The sequence below is a fragment of the Streptomyces verrucosisporus genome (assembly GCF_017114865.1).
Classification (GTDB): Bacteria; Actinomycetota; Actinomycetes; order Streptomycetales; family Streptomycetaceae; genus Streptomyces; species Streptomyces fenghuangensis.
The window spans coordinates 100294-116326 of the sequence record NZ_JADEYH010000003.1 but is presented as its reverse complement, the minus strand read 5'-3'; the positions used below and the strand labels follow the sequence as shown (position 1 = coordinate 116326).

Annotated in this window: 11 protein-coding genes; 10 read left to right on the top strand and 1 reads right to left on the bottom strand. The window is 73.2% G+C overall.

Annotated elements, in window-relative coordinates; translation table 11 throughout:
* Positions 1 to 370 precede the first annotated feature (370 nt).
* The 7 genes from IQ279_RS06220 (at position 371) to IQ279_RS06190 (ending at position 9667) form a co-directional block, all read left to right on the top strand.
* The gene (locus IQ279_RS06220) at positions 371 to 2125 is read left to right on the top strand and encodes a protein kinase domain-containing protein (protein WP_206347312.1); all 1755 of its coding nucleotides are present in this window, start codon (positions 371 to 373) and stop codon (positions 2123 to 2125) included.
* Positions 2126 to 2312: 187 nt separating this feature from the next.
* A complete protein-coding gene (locus tag IQ279_RS06215) occupies positions 2313 to 3341 on the top strand; it encodes a phosphotransferase (RefSeq protein WP_307792238.1) in 1029 nt (342 codons plus the stop codon).
* A 476-nt stretch (positions 3342 to 3817) separates the two neighbouring features.
* Positions 3818 to 4987, top strand: coding sequence for a pyruvate dehydrogenase (acetyl-transferring) E1 component subunit alpha (pdhA, locus tag IQ279_RS06210; RefSeq protein ID WP_206347311.1), 1170 nt, complete (start codon positions 3818 to 3820; stop codon positions 4985 to 4987).
* A gap of 1 nt (position 4988) precedes the next feature.
* Positions 4989 to 5969, top strand: coding sequence for an alpha-ketoacid dehydrogenase subunit beta (locus tag IQ279_RS06205; protein ID WP_206347310.1), 981 nt, complete (start codon positions 4989 to 4991; stop codon positions 5967 to 5969).
* 27 nt (positions 5970 to 5996) lie between these two features.
* Positions 5997 to 7493 (top strand): dihydrolipoamide acetyltransferase family protein, encoded by a 1497-nt coding sequence (locus tag IQ279_RS06200; RefSeq protein WP_206347309.1) that lies wholly within the window; start codon positions 5997 to 5999, stop codon positions 7491 to 7493.
* A 201-nt stretch (positions 7494 to 7694) separates the two neighbouring features.
* Positions 7695 to 8351: a GntR family transcriptional regulator gene (locus tag IQ279_RS06195; protein ID WP_206347308.1), complete on the top strand. Its 657-nt coding sequence runs from the start codon at positions 7695 to 7697 to the stop codon at positions 8349 to 8351.
* Entirely contained in the window at positions 8348 to 9667 is a 1320-nt protein-coding gene (locus IQ279_RS06190; protein ID WP_206347307.1) for an MFS transporter, read from the top strand. The genes IQ279_RS06195 and IQ279_RS06190 overlap by 4 nt, the downstream gene beginning before the upstream one ends.
* Positions 9668 to 9716: 49 nt before the next feature.
* On the opposite strand, the gene IQ279_RS06185 is transcribed toward IQ279_RS06190, so the two are convergent.
* Complete coding sequence (locus IQ279_RS06185; protein WP_206347306.1) at positions 9717 to 10541, bottom strand: maleylpyruvate isomerase family mycothiol-dependent enzyme; 825 nt, start codon at positions 10539 to 10541, stop codon at positions 9717 to 9719.
* Positions 10542 to 10718: 177 nt separating this feature from the next.
* Between IQ279_RS06185 and IQ279_RS06180 the strand changes: the two genes are divergently transcribed.
* From IQ279_RS06180 to IQ279_RS06170, 3 genes are all read left to right on the top strand, one after another.
* Positions 10719 to 11528: a carbon-nitrogen family hydrolase gene (locus IQ279_RS06180; RefSeq protein ID WP_206347484.1), complete on the top strand. Its 810-nt coding sequence runs from the start codon at positions 10719 to 10721 to the stop codon at positions 11526 to 11528.
* 92 nt (positions 11529 to 11620) lie between these two features.
* Entirely contained in the window at positions 11621 to 12649 is a 1029-nt protein-coding gene (locus IQ279_RS06175; protein ID WP_206347305.1) for an endonuclease/exonuclease/phosphatase family protein, read from the top strand.
* Between the two features lie 178 nt (positions 12650 to 12827).
* Positions 12828 to 15980 carry an AfsR/SARP family transcriptional regulator gene (locus tag IQ279_RS06170; protein WP_206347304.1) on the top strand — a complete coding sequence of 1051 codons (3153 nt, stop codon included), beginning with the start codon at positions 12828 to 12830 and terminating at the stop codon, positions 15978 to 15980.
* Positions 15981 to 16033: the final 53 nt, after the last annotated feature.

Genomic DNA, 16033 nt, shown 5'->3' with positions numbered 1-16033 from the left:
CGGTTGCTCTGCCGGTATCCGTGATGCCCCCGCCCGGCCTTCGAGAACGCCGGGCGGGGTACCGGTCCACCCGTGATTCCAGGCCAAGTCTGCCCCAGCGGCCGGACACGTCAAGGCGCTTGCCCGTTCCGTGACCCGATGCGCGCATACACGTCACACGTGCTCGCGAGGGCGCCCGACATCGTAACTTGCCAGCCGGACACCCGAGCGGGTTGGATGGTCCGTTGCTGCCCCCAGCGCTCCCGGTACCGCAGTTCCGCGCCGCTCTCTTCGCCTTCGCCGAGGGGCACGGCCCTCGGACCCTGTTAGCGTGCTCAGGGAGCAGAGCGTACGGATCCGCGCTCGCGGACCTGATCTACGGCGAGGACTGATGGCACAGACACAAGCCGCCGGAGGGCCTTCGGAGCCCGACGAGACTGCTGGTGGGGTGTCCGATTCGCCCGAGTCGTGGGGTGGCGGCGGTGTGGTGGGCGACGGGCGTTACCGTCTCACGGGCCGGCTCGGCCGCGGCGGCATGGCAGAGGTGTTCGCCGCCGAGGACGTACGCCTGGGCCGCACCGTCGCCGTCAAGCTGCTGCGCGCGGACCTCGCCGAGGACCCGATCTCCAAGGCCCGCTTCACGCGCGAGGCGCAGTCCGTCGCCGGCCTCAACCACCATGCCGTGGTGGCCGTCTACGACTCCGGTGAGGACGTGGTCGGCGGCAACACCGTGCCGTACATCGTCATGGAGCTGGTCGAGGGCCGCACCATCCGCGACCTCCTGCTCAACGCCGACGCGCCGCCGCCCGAGCAGGCGCTGATCATCATCTCCGGGGTGCTGGAGGCGCTCGCCTACAGCCACCAGCACGGCATCGTGCACCGCGACATCAAGCCCGCCAACGTCATCATCACCGGCAACGGCGCCGTGAAGGTGATGGACTTCGGCATCGCCCGCGCCCTGCACGGCGCGTCCACCACCATGACCCAGACGGGCATGGTCATGGGCACCCCGCAGTACCTCTCCCCCGAGCAGGCGCTCGGCAAGACGGTGGACGCCCGCTCCGACCTGTACGCCACGGGCTGCATGCTCTACGAGCTGCTCGCCCTGCGCCCGCCGTTCACCGGCGAGACCCCGCTGTCAGTGGTCTACCAGCACGTCCAGGACGAGCCGGTGCAGCCCTCGCGGGTGAACGACTCGGTGCCGCCGGAGCTGGACGGCCTGGTGATGCGGGCGCTGGCCAAGGACCCGGACGACCGCTTCCAGACCGCCGAGGAGATGCGCGGCCTGGTGCAGTACGCGCTGCGCATGCTCCAGGAGCAGGGTGGCCACACCGGCGGCCTGTGGAACACCGGCGCGGTGGTCTCCACCGGCGCCACGCCCGCCATGGGCACCCCGGGCGTCCACCAGGGCGGCGACACCCCCTCCGCCACCCCCGCGGGCGGCTACCCCGACGACGCCGCGACCCGGGTCGGCCCGCCGCTGCTGATGGGCGCCCCCGGCGGCGGCTCGTACGGCGGCGGCGGATACGACACGGGCGGCGGCTACGGCGACGGGGGCCGGGGCGGCAGCGGCCTGAAGTACGGGCTGATCGCCTTCTTCTCCGTCCTCGCCATCGCCGCGGGCATCTTCCTGGCCGTCAACGGCAACGAGGGCGGCCAGGAGCAGAAGGCGCCGGAGAAGACCACCTCCACGCCCTCCCCGGAGGAGAGCTCGTCGGAGCCCTCGCCCGACGAGGAGGAGACCGAGGAGCCCGGCCAGGGCGACGACACCCAGCCCGGCGGCACGGGCGGCTGGCAGAACGGCGGTGGGAGCACCGGCGGGACGGGCGGCGGGGAGAGCAGCCCGAAGCCCTCGACCAGCGGCGAGCCCAGCGAGCCCGACGGCGGCACGACCGAGGGCACCACCGACGGCGGCACCACCGACGGCGGCACGGACACCGGCGGCACGACCGAGGGCACCACCGACGGCGGCGGCACGGAGACCGGGGGCACGGGCGACGGCGGCACGACCGAGGGCGGCGCCGGCGGCGACGGCGGCACCACCACCGGCGGCGCCGACACCACCGACGGCGGCACCACAGCCGGCGACGGGGCGGCCACGGCCGGGGGAGCGCCGGGCACTCCCGGCGGCGGCTCCGGCGGCTGACCCGGCCCACGACGGACGGCCTCCGCAGCCTCCGGCCGGCAGGCCGCCGGGCTCGGGCAGAGCCCGGCGCCCCCAATGCCCGGGCATCCCCGGCACACCCGGGCGGCTCCGACCGCCCATACCACCTCCGCGCTCCCGGCGCACAACGCGTCCGGACGGTGGCTCTCGGTGATCTACGATCCCCGGCGTGCAGTCTCCCCACCTCTCCCGTTTCACCCTCGCCACGCTGGTGCGGCGCTTCGGCGCCGGGGAGCCGATCTCCTGCGAGCCGGTGACGCAGGGGCTGCTGAACCGCGGCTACCGGCTGTCCACAACGCGGGGCCGGTTCTTCCTCAAGCACCACCTCGACGGCGATCCGCGCGACCCGGCCCGCATCGAGTACCAGCACCGCGTCACCGTCCGCCTCGGCGCCCTGGGGGTGCCGGTAGTACCGGCGGTCGAGGACGTCTCGGGGCGGACCGTCGCGGTGGTGGAGGACCGCTGCTACGCCCTCCACCCGTGGGTGGACGGCCGCCACCGCGACGGCGGCGAGCTCTCGCGCGGGCAGTCGCGCCGCCTGGGCGCGCTGCTGGGCCTGGTGCACGTACGGCTGGGCCAGGTCGCACCCGTGCCCGGCGCCGAGTGCGCGGCCGAGCCCAGCGCCGATCCGGAGGTCACCTTCGGCCTCATCGACGAGCTGCTGGCCCGGGTGCGCACCCGGGCCCGGCGCGACTGCTTCGACGAGCTGGCCGACCACCGGCTGCGCGAGCGCCGAGCCCTGCTGGAGCGCCACGCCCACCGCCGCCCGCCCGCCGGGGCCGAGCCGGTCGCCGGGTGGGTGCACGGCGACTTCCACCCCCTCAACCTGCTCTACCGGGACCGGGCCCCCTGGGAGCCCGTCGCGATCGTGGACTGGGACCGGCTCGCCGTGCAGCCGCGCGCGGAGGAGGCGGTGCGGGCCGCCGTCATCTTCTTCCTGCGGCCCGGCGGCACCCTGGACCTGGCCAAGATCCGGGCCTACGCCCGCGCCTACCGCGCCGCCACCGGGGCCGGGGCGGACGAGATGGCCGCGGCCGTCCACCGGGTGTGGTGGGAGCGGCTCAACGACTTCTGGATGCTGCGCTGGCGCTACCAGCTGCGCGACCGCCGCACCGATCCGCAGTTCCCGGCGGCCTCCGCGCTGGTGGTGTGGTGGACCGGCCGCTACGAGGCGGTGCGCGACGCCTTCTGCCTGTAGTCCCGCCCGCCGGATCCGGCCGTACTTCCGCCCGTAGGCGTTACACGGGCCCATATGGGTGGTATACGGCTCCTGCGGGACCGTGTGCCCCTTCACCCTCCGTGTCCGTCTCACATACCGATCGGGCACCAACTCCGCGTCACTCATCCACAGCTCTTCCCGTCACTTCGGTACCGGGATAACGTGCGCTTGTCCCAGGCGCTTGCGAGGCTGTGACCAGTGACGTTCCAGGCTTTTGCGATTTACTTGGAAACCCAAGCAAAATTGCAGGTCAGGGACCCTTCGCGCATGTGCGGAGGTACTGGGTAACGTGCTGGCAGCGGGCCGTCGAACGGGACACCTGTCACCGCTCGGTTCCGTCCGCGCCGCACCTACCCCGTGGGCCGTACGGATCCGGGCGAGCCTCTCCCTGCCACCGGCGGGGAACCCCCAGGCTTCCCGGCGACCCCGGGGGCCGGACAGACGGAGGAGCACAAGTGACCGTGGAGAGCACTGCCGCGCGCAGCAAGCCGCGCCGCAGCAGCGGAAAGCGCACCACGACGAGCGGGGCGAGGAAGCGCTCGCAGTCGGCAGCGCGCCCCGAGCTCGTACAACTGCTGACGCCGGAGGGCGAGCGGGTCGAGCACCCGGACTACTCGCTGGACCTGACCCCCGACGAGTTGCGCGGTCTGTACCGCGACATGGTCCTCACCCGCCGGTTCGACGCCGAGGCCACCGCGCTGCAGCGTCAGGGCGAGCTGGGCCTGTGGGCGTCGCTGCTGGGCCAGGAGGCCGCGCAGATCGGCTCGGGCCGGGCGCTGCGGGACGACGACTACGTCTTCCCGACCTACCGGGAGCACGGCGTGGCCTGGTGCCGCGGGGTGGACCCGACCAACCTGCTGGGCATGTTCCGCGGCGTCAACAACGGCGGCTGGGACCCCTACAGCAACAACTTCCACCTCTACACCATCGTCATCGGCTCGCAGGCGCTGCACGCCACGGGCTACGCGATGGGCGTGGCCAAGGACGGCGCGGACAGCGCGGTGATCGCCTACTTCGGCGACGGCGCCTCCAGCCAGGGCGACGTGGCGGAGGCGTTCACCTTCTCCGCGGTCTACAACGCGCCGGTGGTGTTCTTCTGCCAGAACAACCAGTGGGCGATCTCCGAGCCCACCGAGAAGCAGTCCCGCGTCCCGATCTACCAGCGCGCCGCGGGCTTCGGCTTCCCCGGCGTCCGGGTGGACGGCAACGACGTGCTGGCGGTGCTGGCCGTGACCCGGGCCGCCCTGGAGCGCGCCCGTGCCGGCGAGGGCCCGACCCTGGTCGAGGCGTTCACCTACCGGATGGGCGCCCACACCACCTCCGACGACCCCACCCGCTACCGCAAGGACGCCGAGCGCGAGGAGTGGGAGGCCAAGGACCCGATCCTGCGGCTGCGCACCTACCTGGAGAAGGAGGGCCTGGTCGACGCCGACTGGCTCGCCGGGCTCGACCGGGAGAGCGACGCGCTGGCGCTGCGGGTACGCGAGGCCATCCGGACCATGCCGGACCCGGACACCATGGCCATCTTCGAGAACGTCTACGCCGACGGGCACGCGCTGGTGGACGAGGAGCGCGCCCAGTTCGCCGAGTACCTGGCGTCCTTCGCCGACGAGGAGGGCCGCTGAGATGGCCAACACCAAGATGCCCATGGCCAAGGCGCTCAACGAGTCGCTGCGCAAGGCACTGGAGACCGACCCCAAGGTCCTGATCATGGGTGAGGACGTCGGCAAGCTCGGCGGCGTCTTCCGCATCACCGACGGCCTGCAGAAGGACTTCGGCGAGGAGCGGGTCATCGACACCCCGCTGGCCGAGTCCGGCATCGTCGGCACCGCGATCGGCATGGCCCTGCGCGGCTACCGGCCGGTGGTGGAGATCCAGTTCGACGGGTTCGTCTTCCCCGCCTACGACCAGATCGTCACCCAGCTCGCGAAGATGCACGCCCGCGCGCTGGGCAAGGTCAAGCTGCCGGTCGTCGTCCGCATCCCCTACGGCGGCGGCATCGGCGCGGTGGAGCACCACAGCGAGTCGCCCGAGGCGCTGTTCGCGCACGTGGCGGGCCTGAAGTGCGTCTCGCCGTCCAACGCCTCGGACGCCTACTGGATGATGCAGCAGGCGATCGCCTCCGACGACCCGGTGATCTTCTTCGAGCCCAAGCGCCGCTACTGGGACAAGGGCGAGGTCGACACCGAGGCCATCCCCGGGCCGCTGCACGGGGCGGTAATCGCCCGCGAGGGCACCGACCTGACGCTGGCGGCCTACGGGCCGATGGTGAAGACCTGCCTGGAGGCCGCCGCGGCGGCCGAGGAGGAGGGCAGGTCGCTGGAGGTGCTGGACCTGCGGTCGATGTCCCCGGTCGACTTCGACGCGATCCAGGCCTCGGTGGAGAGGACCCGCCGCCTGGTGGTGGTCCACGAGGCGCCGGTCTTCCTGGGCACGGGCTCGGAGATCGCCGCCCGGATCACCGAGCGGTGCTTCTACCACCTGGAGGCGCCGGTGCTGCGGGTGGGCGGGTTCCACGCGCCGTACCCGCCGGCCAGGCTGGAGGACGAGTACCTGCCGAACCTGGACCGGGTGCTCGATGCCGTCGACCGCGCGCTGGCGTACTGAGAGTAGGGGCTGAGGAGAGTCGTGACGATGACTGATACGGCTGCCGCCGGGGCCGCTGCCCAGCGCATCCGAGAGTTCAGGATGCCGGACGTGGGGGAGGGCCTGACCGAGGCCGAGATCCTCAAGTGGTACGTCGGGCCCGGTGACACGGTGACCGACGGCCAGGTGGTGTGCGAGGTGGAGACGGCCAAGGCGGCCGTCGAGCTGCCCATCCCGTACAACGGCGTGGTGCACGAGCTGCGCTTCGAAGAGGGCGTCACCGTGGACGTGGGCACCACGATCATCACGGTGGACACCGACCCGTCGGCGGGGCCGGCCGCTCCCGCCGGAGCGCCGGCCGCCGGTGAGGCCGCGCCCGCCGCGCCCGCCCCGGCCGAGCCGGAGGCGGCCGAGGAGGAGGGCGCCAAGCGCCGGCCGGTGCTGGTCGGCTACGGCGTCGGCACCGCCTCGACCAAGCGGCGCCCGCGCAAGCAGCAGCAGAACCACGTGCGGGACGCGCAGGTCGCCGTCCAGGCGGATATGGACGCCACCACCACGCCCCCGGCCGTGGCACCCACCACCGAGGACTCGGTGAAGCCGGCCTCGGGCCGTCCGCTGGCCAAGCCGCCGGTGCGCAAGCTCGCCAAGGACCTGGGCGTGGACCTGGCCGCGGTCACCCCGACCGGCCCGAACGGGATCATCACCCGCGAGGACGTGCACGCCGCCGCGGCCCCGGCGCCCTCGCACGAGGCCGCCGCCGTGACCGGGACCGCCCCCCAGGCGGCCCCCGCTCCGGCCGAGGCCCCGGCCCAGGCCCCGGCTCCGGCGGTGTGGAGCACCGGTGAGCGCGAGCGCCGGGTGCCGATCAAGGGCGTGCGCAAGGCGACCGCGCAGGCGATGGTCTCCAGCGCCTTCACCGCGCCGCACGTCACGGAGTTCGTCACCGTCGACGTCACCCGCACGATGAAGCTGGTGCAGGAGCTCAAGCAGGACCCGGACATGGCGGGCCTGCGGGTCAACCCGCTGCTGCTGGTGGCCAGGGCGCTGCTGGTCGCCATCCGCCGCAACCCGGAGGTCAACGCCGCCTGGGACGAGGCCAGCCAGGAGATCGTCCACAAGGACTACGTGAACCTGGGCATCGCCGCGGCCACCCCGCGCGGTCTGATCGTGCCGAACATCAAGGACGCGCACGCCAAGACCCTGCCGGAGCTGGCGAGGGCGCTGGGCGATCTGGTCGCCACCGCCAGGGAGGGCAAGACCTCCCCGGCGGACATGTCCGGCGGCACGGTCACGATCACCAACGTCGGCGTCTTCGGCGTCGACACCGGCACCCCGATCCTCAACCCCGGGGAGTCGGCGATCCTGGCCTTCGGCGCGGTCAAGCTCCAGCCGTGGGTCCACAAGGGCAAGGTCAAGCCGCGCCAGGTCACCACTCTGGCGCTCTCCTTCGACCACCGCCTGGTCGACGGCGAGCTGGGCTCCAAGGTGCTGGCCGACATCGCGGCCGTCCTGGAGCACCCCAAGCGCCTGATCACCTGGGCCTGATCACCTGGGCCTGGCGGCCTGACGGGCCGACCGGCTCCGTCCGTCCCGGCGGACCACGGCGGGGCCCTCCGCACGCACCGTGCGGCGGGCCCCGCCGCATGTCCGGCCCCGTACCGCCCCGCCCGTTTCCGCCGAGCCCGTCCCCGTCCCGGATGGCGGACGGGGACGGACGCGCATACCTGTTGTATCTATGGTGTGTCCATGCCCTCCCTGACCCCGCCCCCCGCACCGCCCGCCGCCGAGCGCGTCTACACCCACGTCAAGCAGGCCGTCCTGGAACGCCGCTACGAGGGCGGCACCCTGCTCACCGAGGGCGAGCTGGCCAGGGCGGCCGGGGTCTCCCGCACCCCCGTGCGGGAGGCGCTGCTGCGCCTGGAGGCCGAGGGCCTGCTCAGGCTCTACCCCAAGAAGGGCGCGCTCGTCCTGCCCGTCTCCGTCCAGGAGATCGGCGACGTCGTCGAGACCAGGCTGCTGGTCGAGGAGCACGCCGTGCGCAAGGTCACCCCCGCGCCGGGCGATCTGCTGGACCGGCTCGGCGAACTCCTGGAGCAGCAGCGCCGCCAGGCCGAGACAGGCGACCTGGCGGCGGTGGCCGTCACCGACCGCTGCTTCCACGCCGCCGTGGTCGGGGCGGCCGGCAACCGGATCCTGGAGCGCCTGTACGACCAGCTCCGCGACCGCCAGCTGCGCATGGGCGTCGCGGTGATGCACTCCCACCCCGACCGCATCGCCAAGAACATCACCGAGCACACCGAGATCCTGCGCGCACTGCGCACGGGGGACGCGGAGGCCGCCGCCGAGGCGGTGCGCGGCCATGTCGGCTCCGTGCGGCACCTGCTGCGCGGTGAGGTCCGGTGAGCGGCGGGAACACACCCGGAAACCCGGCTTCCGGAGTGCGGCTCGGCGGCCCGCGGGCCGCCTTCGTGTGGGGCCTGGGCGTCGCCGTCTACTTCACCGCCATCACCTACCGCACCGGGCTGGGCGTCGCGGGCATCGACGCCGCCGACCGCTTCCACATCAACGCCTCGGCCCTGTCGACCTTCTCCATCCTCCAGCTCCTGGTCTACGCCGGGATGCAGATACCCGTCGGCCTGCTGGTGGACCGCTGGGGCACCAGGAAGGTCCTGCTCCTGGGCATCGTGCTGTTCACCACCGGCCAGTTCGCCTTCGCCCTCTCCGGCTCGTACGCCATGGCGCTGGCCGCCCGCGCGCTGCTGGGCTGCGGCGACGCCATGACGTTCATCAGCGTGCTGCGGCTGGGCTCCAACTGGTTCCCGCCCCGCCGCGGTCCGCTGATCACCCAGGTGGCGGCGTTGTTCGGGATGGCGGGCAACCTGCTGACCACACTGGTCCTGGCGCGTCTGCTGGCCGCCTTCGGCTGGACGCCGACCTTCGCGGGCAGCGCCGGGCTGGGCGTGCTGGTCCTGGTGCTCGTCCTGCTCTTCCTCAGGGACCGGCCCGAGGGCGCCGGACCCGCCTCCGCGGCCGGTCCGGGGCCGGCGCGCGAACCCGGCTACATACGCCGCCAGCTCGCCGAGGCGTGGCGCGAGCCGGGCACCCGGCTGGGCATGTGGGTGCACTTCACCACCCAGTTCCCCGGCATGGTCTTCCTGCTGCTGTGGGGGATGCCGTTCCTCGTCGAGGCGCAGGGCCGCACCCGCGCCGAGGCCGGCACCCTGCTGACCGTGGTGGTGCTCTCCAACATGGCCATCGGCCTGGTCTACGGCCAGGTCATAGCCCGGCACCACAGCGCACGGGCGCCGATCGCGCTCGGCACGGTGCTGGCCACTGCCGCCTTCTGGGCGATGGTGCTGTGCTGGCCGGGGAGGGCGCCGCTGTGGGCGCTGGCCCTGCTGTGCGTGGTGCTCGGAGCCTGCGGTCCGGGCTCGATGATCGGCTTCGACTTCGCCCGTCCGGCCAATCCGCCCGAGCGGCAGGGCACGGCCTCGGGCATCGTCAACATCGGCGGCTTCACCGCGTCCATGGCCACCCTGCTGGCGGTGGGCGTCCTGCTGGACGCGACCGGCGACGACTACCGGATCGCGTTCGCCTCCGTCTTCGTCCTCCAGGCGCTGGGCGCCGCCCAGATCCTGCGGCTGCGCGGCCGGGCGCACCGCCGCGAGCGCGAGCGGGTGGTGGCCAGCCGCGTCGAGGCGGTGCACGTACCGGTGTGAGAAGGGCTCCCGCCGGGGGACCGGGTCTTCGGGCCGAGGGTCTTCGGGTTCAGGGCGTGACGGCGAAGTGCGCGAGGATCGCGTCCGCGAGGGCCTGATCGCCCTCGATCTTGAGGTCCTCGCGCACCGCCGCGGGCCGCACCCGCCCGCAGGCCAGCCGCAGGTACGTCTCCCAGTCCGTCGCCAGCGTGACCGCCGGACCCAGCGAGACGCTGCCGTCCACCGTGCCCCGGCCCTCGGAGTCCACGCGCACGGTCCGCATGAACTCCACCGGCCCGCTCACGTCGATGACGACCGCCGAGTTCGGCGGCGCCCCGGCGTCCTTGGCGACCACCTTGGGCAGCCCGTCCACCAGCACGTCCCGCGCCACGTGGGCGCCGGGGGAGTCGAGGTTGCCCGGCCTGCCCAGCGCCCGCCGCAGGTCCTGCTCGTGCACCCACACGTCGAACGCCCGCAGCCGCAGCGCCCGCTCCAGCGTCATCTCCCGGCCGAGCGGGGTCATCACCATCGTCGACGGCTCGCGCTTCTCGTTCCGCAGCTGGCGGGAGCGGCGGATGACCGTGTACTCCAGCTCGCTGGTCATCTCCGGGGCGGTGTGGCAGCGCCGCACGTCCACCTGGACCTCGACGCGGCGGCTGACCTCGTCCTTCACATGGAACAGGTCCCGCGGCAGCGTGTGGATGGGACGGGGGTCGCCCAGCATCTCGCACTCCGACCCGATGACATGGGAAACGATGTCGCGGACCGACCACCCCGGGCACTCGGTCGCGCGGTTCCACTCGCCCTCGGCCAGCGGGGAGACCAGCTCGGATATCGCCTCGATGGAGTGGGCCCAGGCGTCGGCGTAGGGCTGAAGGCTAGGGTGGTCGGTCAACGGGACCCCTCGGATACGTGCTGAATACGTGTGGATGGTGTGGGTTCGCGGACTGGGTGCTCTCAAGTTACGCTGCGGGCGAGCAGCCTGACAGGCCTTTCGGGTGACGATCGTAGGCTGCTTTCGACCGGCTTTCGACCGGCGTTTGGCCCCCTCGAACCCATGGACGGTGGTACGGTGCGCGCCTCTCTCATCCAGATCGGTGTGGACGAGGACGAAACGGTCGAAGCACGCCGCCTGCGGGCCGCCTCGCTCGTCCGCGAGCAGACGGCCTCCGACCTGGTCGTCCTGCCCGAGCTGTGGACGGTCGGCGCCTTCGCCTTCGACTCCTTCGAGGCCGGCGCCGAGCCGCTGGACGGACCCACCGCGCGGGCCATGTCCGAGGCGGCCCGCGAGGCGCGCGTCTGGCTGCACGCCGGGTCCGTCGTGGAACGCGCCGGGCGCCCCGGCGGCCCCGGCGGAACGGGGGCGGGAACGGCCCTGTACAACACCTCCCTGGTCTTCTCCCCCGACGGCGAGCGGGCCGCCGCGTACCGCAAGATCCACCGCTTCGGCTTCGACCGCGGCGAGGCCACCTTGATGTCCGCCGGCGCCGAACCGGTCACCGTCGCCCTGCCCGGCATCACCCTGGGCCTGGCCACCTGCTACGACCTGCGCTTCCCCGAGCTGTTCCGCGCGCTGACCGACGCGGGCGCCCGGGCGCTGGTGGTCCCGGCGGGCTGGCCCGACCGCCGCGCCTCCCACTGGTCCCTGCTGGCCCGTGCCCGCGCCGTGGAGAACCAGGCGTACGTCCTGGCCTGCGGCACCGCGGGCACCCACGCGGGCGTCCCCCAGGCGGGCCGCAGCGCGATCATCGACCCCTGGGGCGAGACGCTGGCCGAGGCGCCGGACGCCGGGGAGCGGGTCGTCACCGCCGAGCTGGACCCGGCGTACGTCGACGAGGTCCGCCAGGACTTCCCCGTCCTGCGGGACCGGGTGCTGCGCTGAGCGCGCGAGCCCCCGCCCCCGCCCCCGCCCACCGGGCAACCGCGCCGCCGCCGCGGGACGTCCTGCTCCCGTAGGCCACGGAGGGAGAGCGCATGGCACGGGCGGCGGGAGCACGGCGGTGGTGGGGCGGTGCGGGACGCACCGCCTGGACGCGGGGCCGCGTGCCCGCCGCGCTCGCCGTGCTCACGGCCGGGGCGGCGGCGTTCCACCCTCTGGTGCCGGGTGCCGTACTCGGTCTGGGCAGCCTGCTGGAGTCCTTCCTGCCGTGGCTCGGTCTCGCCGTCCCGCTGCTGCTGGTCGTGGCGCTGGTACGCCGCTCGGCCCTCGCCCTGGTGGCGCTGGTGCTGCCGTCGGCGGTCTGGCTCGCCCTCTTCCACGACGCCCTGTCCCCCCGGGGCGGGGACGCCACCGGCGCCGCCCGTACCGCCCTCCTCACGGCCGTCCAGCACAACGCGAGCGACGAGAACCGCGATCCGGCCGCCACCGCGCGGGCCCTCGCCGCGGCCGGCCCCGACATCGTCGCGCTGCAGGAGCTGACCCCCGCCGCCCTGCCCGCCTACGGCGAGGCGCTGGCGCGGGAGTACCCGCACCACGCCGTGGTGGGGACCGTCGGCCTGTGGTCAAGGCACCCCCTGACCGGCACCCGTCCGCTGGACATCCGCCCCGCGGACCTCGGCCCCGACTGGAACCGCGGACTGCGCACCGCCGTGCGCACCCCGCACGGTGACATCGCCGTGCACGTGGTCCATCTGCCCTCGGTCCGCGTCCGCGCGACCGGTTTCGACACCGGGTGGCGGGACGAGAGCGCCGCCCTGCTGGGGGAGGAGCTGCGGGCGGAGGAACTGCCCCGGGTGATCGTGCTCGGCGACTTCAACGGCACCCTGGACGACCGCGGGCTCGCCCCTGTCCTGAACGGTGTGGGCTCCACCGGCCGGGAGGCGGCGGACGGCTTCTCCTTCAGCTGGCCCACGGCCTTCCCCGTCGCCCGGATCGACCACGTCATGGCCCGCGGCGCCGCCGTCACCCGCCTGTGGGTCCTTCCCGCCACCGGCAGCGACCACCTCCCGGTCGCCGCCCGGATCGAGCTCCCGGCCGCGCAGGGCATACGGCCCGGACGGTGATATGCCGGCGCATGCCGGGACTGGGGGCGTTTCGCCATGTCACCGCCTTGCCGGGCGGGCCGGACGGGGGGGCGTCCGGTTCCACGGGGGCGTCGTTGACAGAGGACAGAAGATGGGGCAACGTCGAGGCCGGTCAAAGTGGTCTCGACCACGGAGTCGCCATGTACGGGGGTGCTGAATGGACCTGAGGCTCCTCGGTCCGGTCGAACTTGTGGCGGACGGTCGGTCGATCGACCTCGGGGGCCCCCGGCAACGTGTCGTACTGGCCGTGCTGGGCCTCAACGCGAACCGCGTCGTCCCCGTCGAGCAGCTCATCGACGCCGTATGGGAGACCGATCCCCCCTCCACGGCCCGCGGGCAGATACAGACCTGCATCTCCGCGCTGCGCAGAATCCTCTCCGACGCCGGGTGCCCCGACGCCATCACCACGCGTCAGCCCGGATACATGCTGAGGAGCGGCCGTGAGGAGCTCGACGTCCTGCGGTTCTCCGCGCTGGTGGCCGAGGCCCGCGGGCACGCGGACGAGGGACGCGAGGAGCGGGCCGCCGCGGTGCTGCGCGAAGCGCTGGCCCTCTGGCGGGGGACCGCGCTCGCCGGTGTCCTCAGCGGGGTGGCGCGGCGCGGGGCCACCGTCCTGGAGGACCGGCGGATGGCCGCCGTCGAGGAACTCGTGCGGCTCGACCTCGTGCTGGGCAGGCACGAGGAGATCAGTCACGAATTACGCGCATTGGTGGCTGAACATCCGCTGCGCGAGCGGCTCCACCGTTTTCTGATGCTGGCGCTGTACCGCGCGGGCCGCCAGGCCGAGGCGCTGGAGGCGGGACGCCTCGCACGCACCGTGATGGTGGAGGAGGTGGGCGTCGAGCCCAGCCAGGAGTTCCAGGAACTGACCCGGGCGATCCTGAACCGCGACCCGTCGCTCGACCTGCCCGCGGATTCGCGCCCCCTCCCGTCCCGTCCTCCCGGATCCGGCGCCCGTGAACAGCGCCCCGCCGGCCCGTACGCGGAGGGGAAGGCGCTCGTCCCTCGGCAACTTCCGCCCACCATCGCCGACTTCACGGGGCGTGAGGGATACCTGGGTGAGATCAAGAGCATCCTGACGGGAAGGGACGAGGAGGACGGACCGCGCTGGAGCGTGCCGATCGTCGCGATCTCCGGCAAGGGCGGAGTGGGCAAGTCCAGTCTCGCGGTACGGGCCGCGCACGAGCTGAGCGCCCTCTTCCCCGACGGGCAGCTCTACGCGGACATGCGAATCCCCGGCGGAGAGGACCGCACGGCCCGGCTTCTCGCCCGTTTCCTGCGGGCCCTCGGGGTCCCGGGCACCGCGGTGCCGGAGGACACGGACGAACGCGCCGAACTCTTCCGCAGCAAGCTGTCGGGCAGGCGGCTGCTGCTGGTGCTCGACGACGCCCCTTCGGAGGAGCAGGTGCGGCCCCTGCTGCCGGGCAGCCCCACCTGTGCGGTGATCACCACCAGCCGCAGGCGCCTGGGCGGTCTGACCGGCGCCTACCGGCTCGACATAGACGTGTTCGACGTCGACAAGTCCATCGAGCTCCTTGCCAGGATCGCGGGTGAGGACCGCGTGAAGGCGGAGCGCGAGGCGGCCGTGGAACTGGTGACGTTCTGCGGCGGTCTGCCGCTGGCACTGCGGATCGCCGGGGCGCGGCTGGCCTCACGGCCCCACTGGCAGATCGAGGGCCTGGTGAGGCGGCTGCGCGACGAGGCGCGCAGGCTGGACGAGCTGGCCCATCAGGGGCTGGAGCTGAGGTCCAACATGGAGCTGGCCCACCGGGGTCTCGGCGAGTCCGCCGCTCGGTTGTTCCGCCTTCTGTCCATGGTCAAGGTCCTCGACTTCCCCGACTGGACCGCGGCGGCGATGCTCGACGTCCCGCTGGCCGAGGGCAGGGAGCTCCTGGACACACTGGTGGACGCGCAGCTGCTGGACGTCGTGGTGTACCCGGGTGTCTGTGCACCGCGTTACCGCTTCCACGACCTCATACGGATCTACGCCGGGGAGCGGCTGCTGGCGGACGAGGACGAGCACGAGCGCGCTTCGGCGATGTCCCGTCTCCTGGGCGGCTGGCTGGCCCTGGCCGAGGAGGCGCACCGCAGCGAGTACGGCGGGGACTACACGATCCTGCACGGTGGTGCTCCGCGCTGGCGCCCGGCGGGGGGCTGGGACGCGGACGGCGTCGGCGATCCCGCGTACTGGTGGGAGGCGGAGCGGCGCGCCCTGACCGCGGCCGTGCGGCAGGCCGCGCATGCCGGGCTGGACGAGCTGTGCTGGGATCTGGCACTGACCGCGGTCACCCTCTTCGAGGCGAAGGGCTACTTCGACGACTGGCGCGAGTGCGCCACGGTCGCCAGGGAGGCCGCCGAGCGGGCCGGCAACCGCACGGGCACGGCGGCGATGCTGTACTCCCTGGGGACCCTGCACATGTTCCAGACCCAGATGGCCGACGCGCGGCACTGCTTCGACGCGGCGCTCGCCCTCTTCCGGGCGGAGGGTGAGGCGCACGGCTGCGCCCTGGTGCTGCGCAACGCCGCGCACATCGACGGTCTGTACGGCGACATCCGCGGAATGCTCGACAAGTACGGCGAGTCGCTCCGGACGATGCGCGCCGTCGGCGACCGTGTGGGGGAGGCGCACATCCTGCGCAGCCTCGCCAAGTTCCACATGGGGGAAGGGGACACGGAGACCGCGGGCAGGTTGCTGGAGGAGGCCCTGGCCATATGCCGGGAGGTGTCGTGCCCGAGGGTGGAGGTGCAGATCGTGCACCGCTTCGCCGAGCTGTACATGGCCACCGGCCGGATCGACCTCGCCCGGCAGGCACTGCACCGGGTGCTGCGCATGGTGCGTGACACCGGTGACCGCATCGGGGAGGTCCACGTGGTCTACGGCCTGGGGCTGCTGCGGCACAGGGAGGGCCGGCTGGACACCGCCGAGACCACCCTCGCGCACGCCCTGGGACTGGCCCGCCGGGTGGGGGAGCGGCTCATCGAGGCGAAGGCGCTGTACGCGCTCGGCGAGATCGCGCTGGCCCGTGGGGGCGGTACGAGCGCCGCCGGTCATCTGGTGGCGGCACAGGAGATCTTCGGGACACTGGGCTCGGCGCTCTGGCAGGCCAAGGCGCTCATCCTGCTGTCGGAGGCCCGTACCGAGGGCGCCTTCGCCCGGCACGACCTGGAGGGTGCCGTGCGGCTGCTGTCGTCGGTCGACTCACGGGAGTCCGCGAAGCTCCTGGCGGAGCTCCGGGCCGCCCATCCGGATCTGCCGGCGGCGGAACTGCTCGGCTCGGGCACCGAGGTCGGCGGTCCCGCCGCCATGTGAGCCGGGTCGGCGAAGGCGGAGTCGGCGCCGGTGCGGACACGCGTCCGCGCGTC

Coding starts and splice junctions, on each gene's coding strand:
- IQ279_RS06195 (WP_206347308.1), top strand. CDS start 7,695: ATGCCCTCCCTGACCCCGCCCCCCGCACCGCCCGCCGCCGAGCGCGTC.
- IQ279_RS06205 (WP_206347310.1), top strand. CDS start 4,989: ATGGCCAACACCAAGATGCCCATGGCCAAGGCGCTCAACGAGTCGCTG.
- IQ279_RS06175 (WP_206347305.1), top strand. CDS start 11,621: ATGGCACGGGCGGCGGGAGCACGGCGGTGGTGGGGCGGTGCGGGACGC.
- IQ279_RS06200 (WP_206347309.1), top strand. CDS start 5,997: ATGACTGATACGGCTGCCGCCGGGGCCGCTGCCCAGCGCATCCGAGAG.
- IQ279_RS06220 (WP_206347312.1), top strand. CDS start 371: ATGGCACAGACACAAGCCGCCGGAGGGCCTTCGGAGCCCGACGAGACT.
- IQ279_RS06170 (WP_206347304.1), top strand. CDS start 12,828: ATGGACCTGAGGCTCCTCGGTCCGGTCGAACTTGTGGCGGACGGTCGG.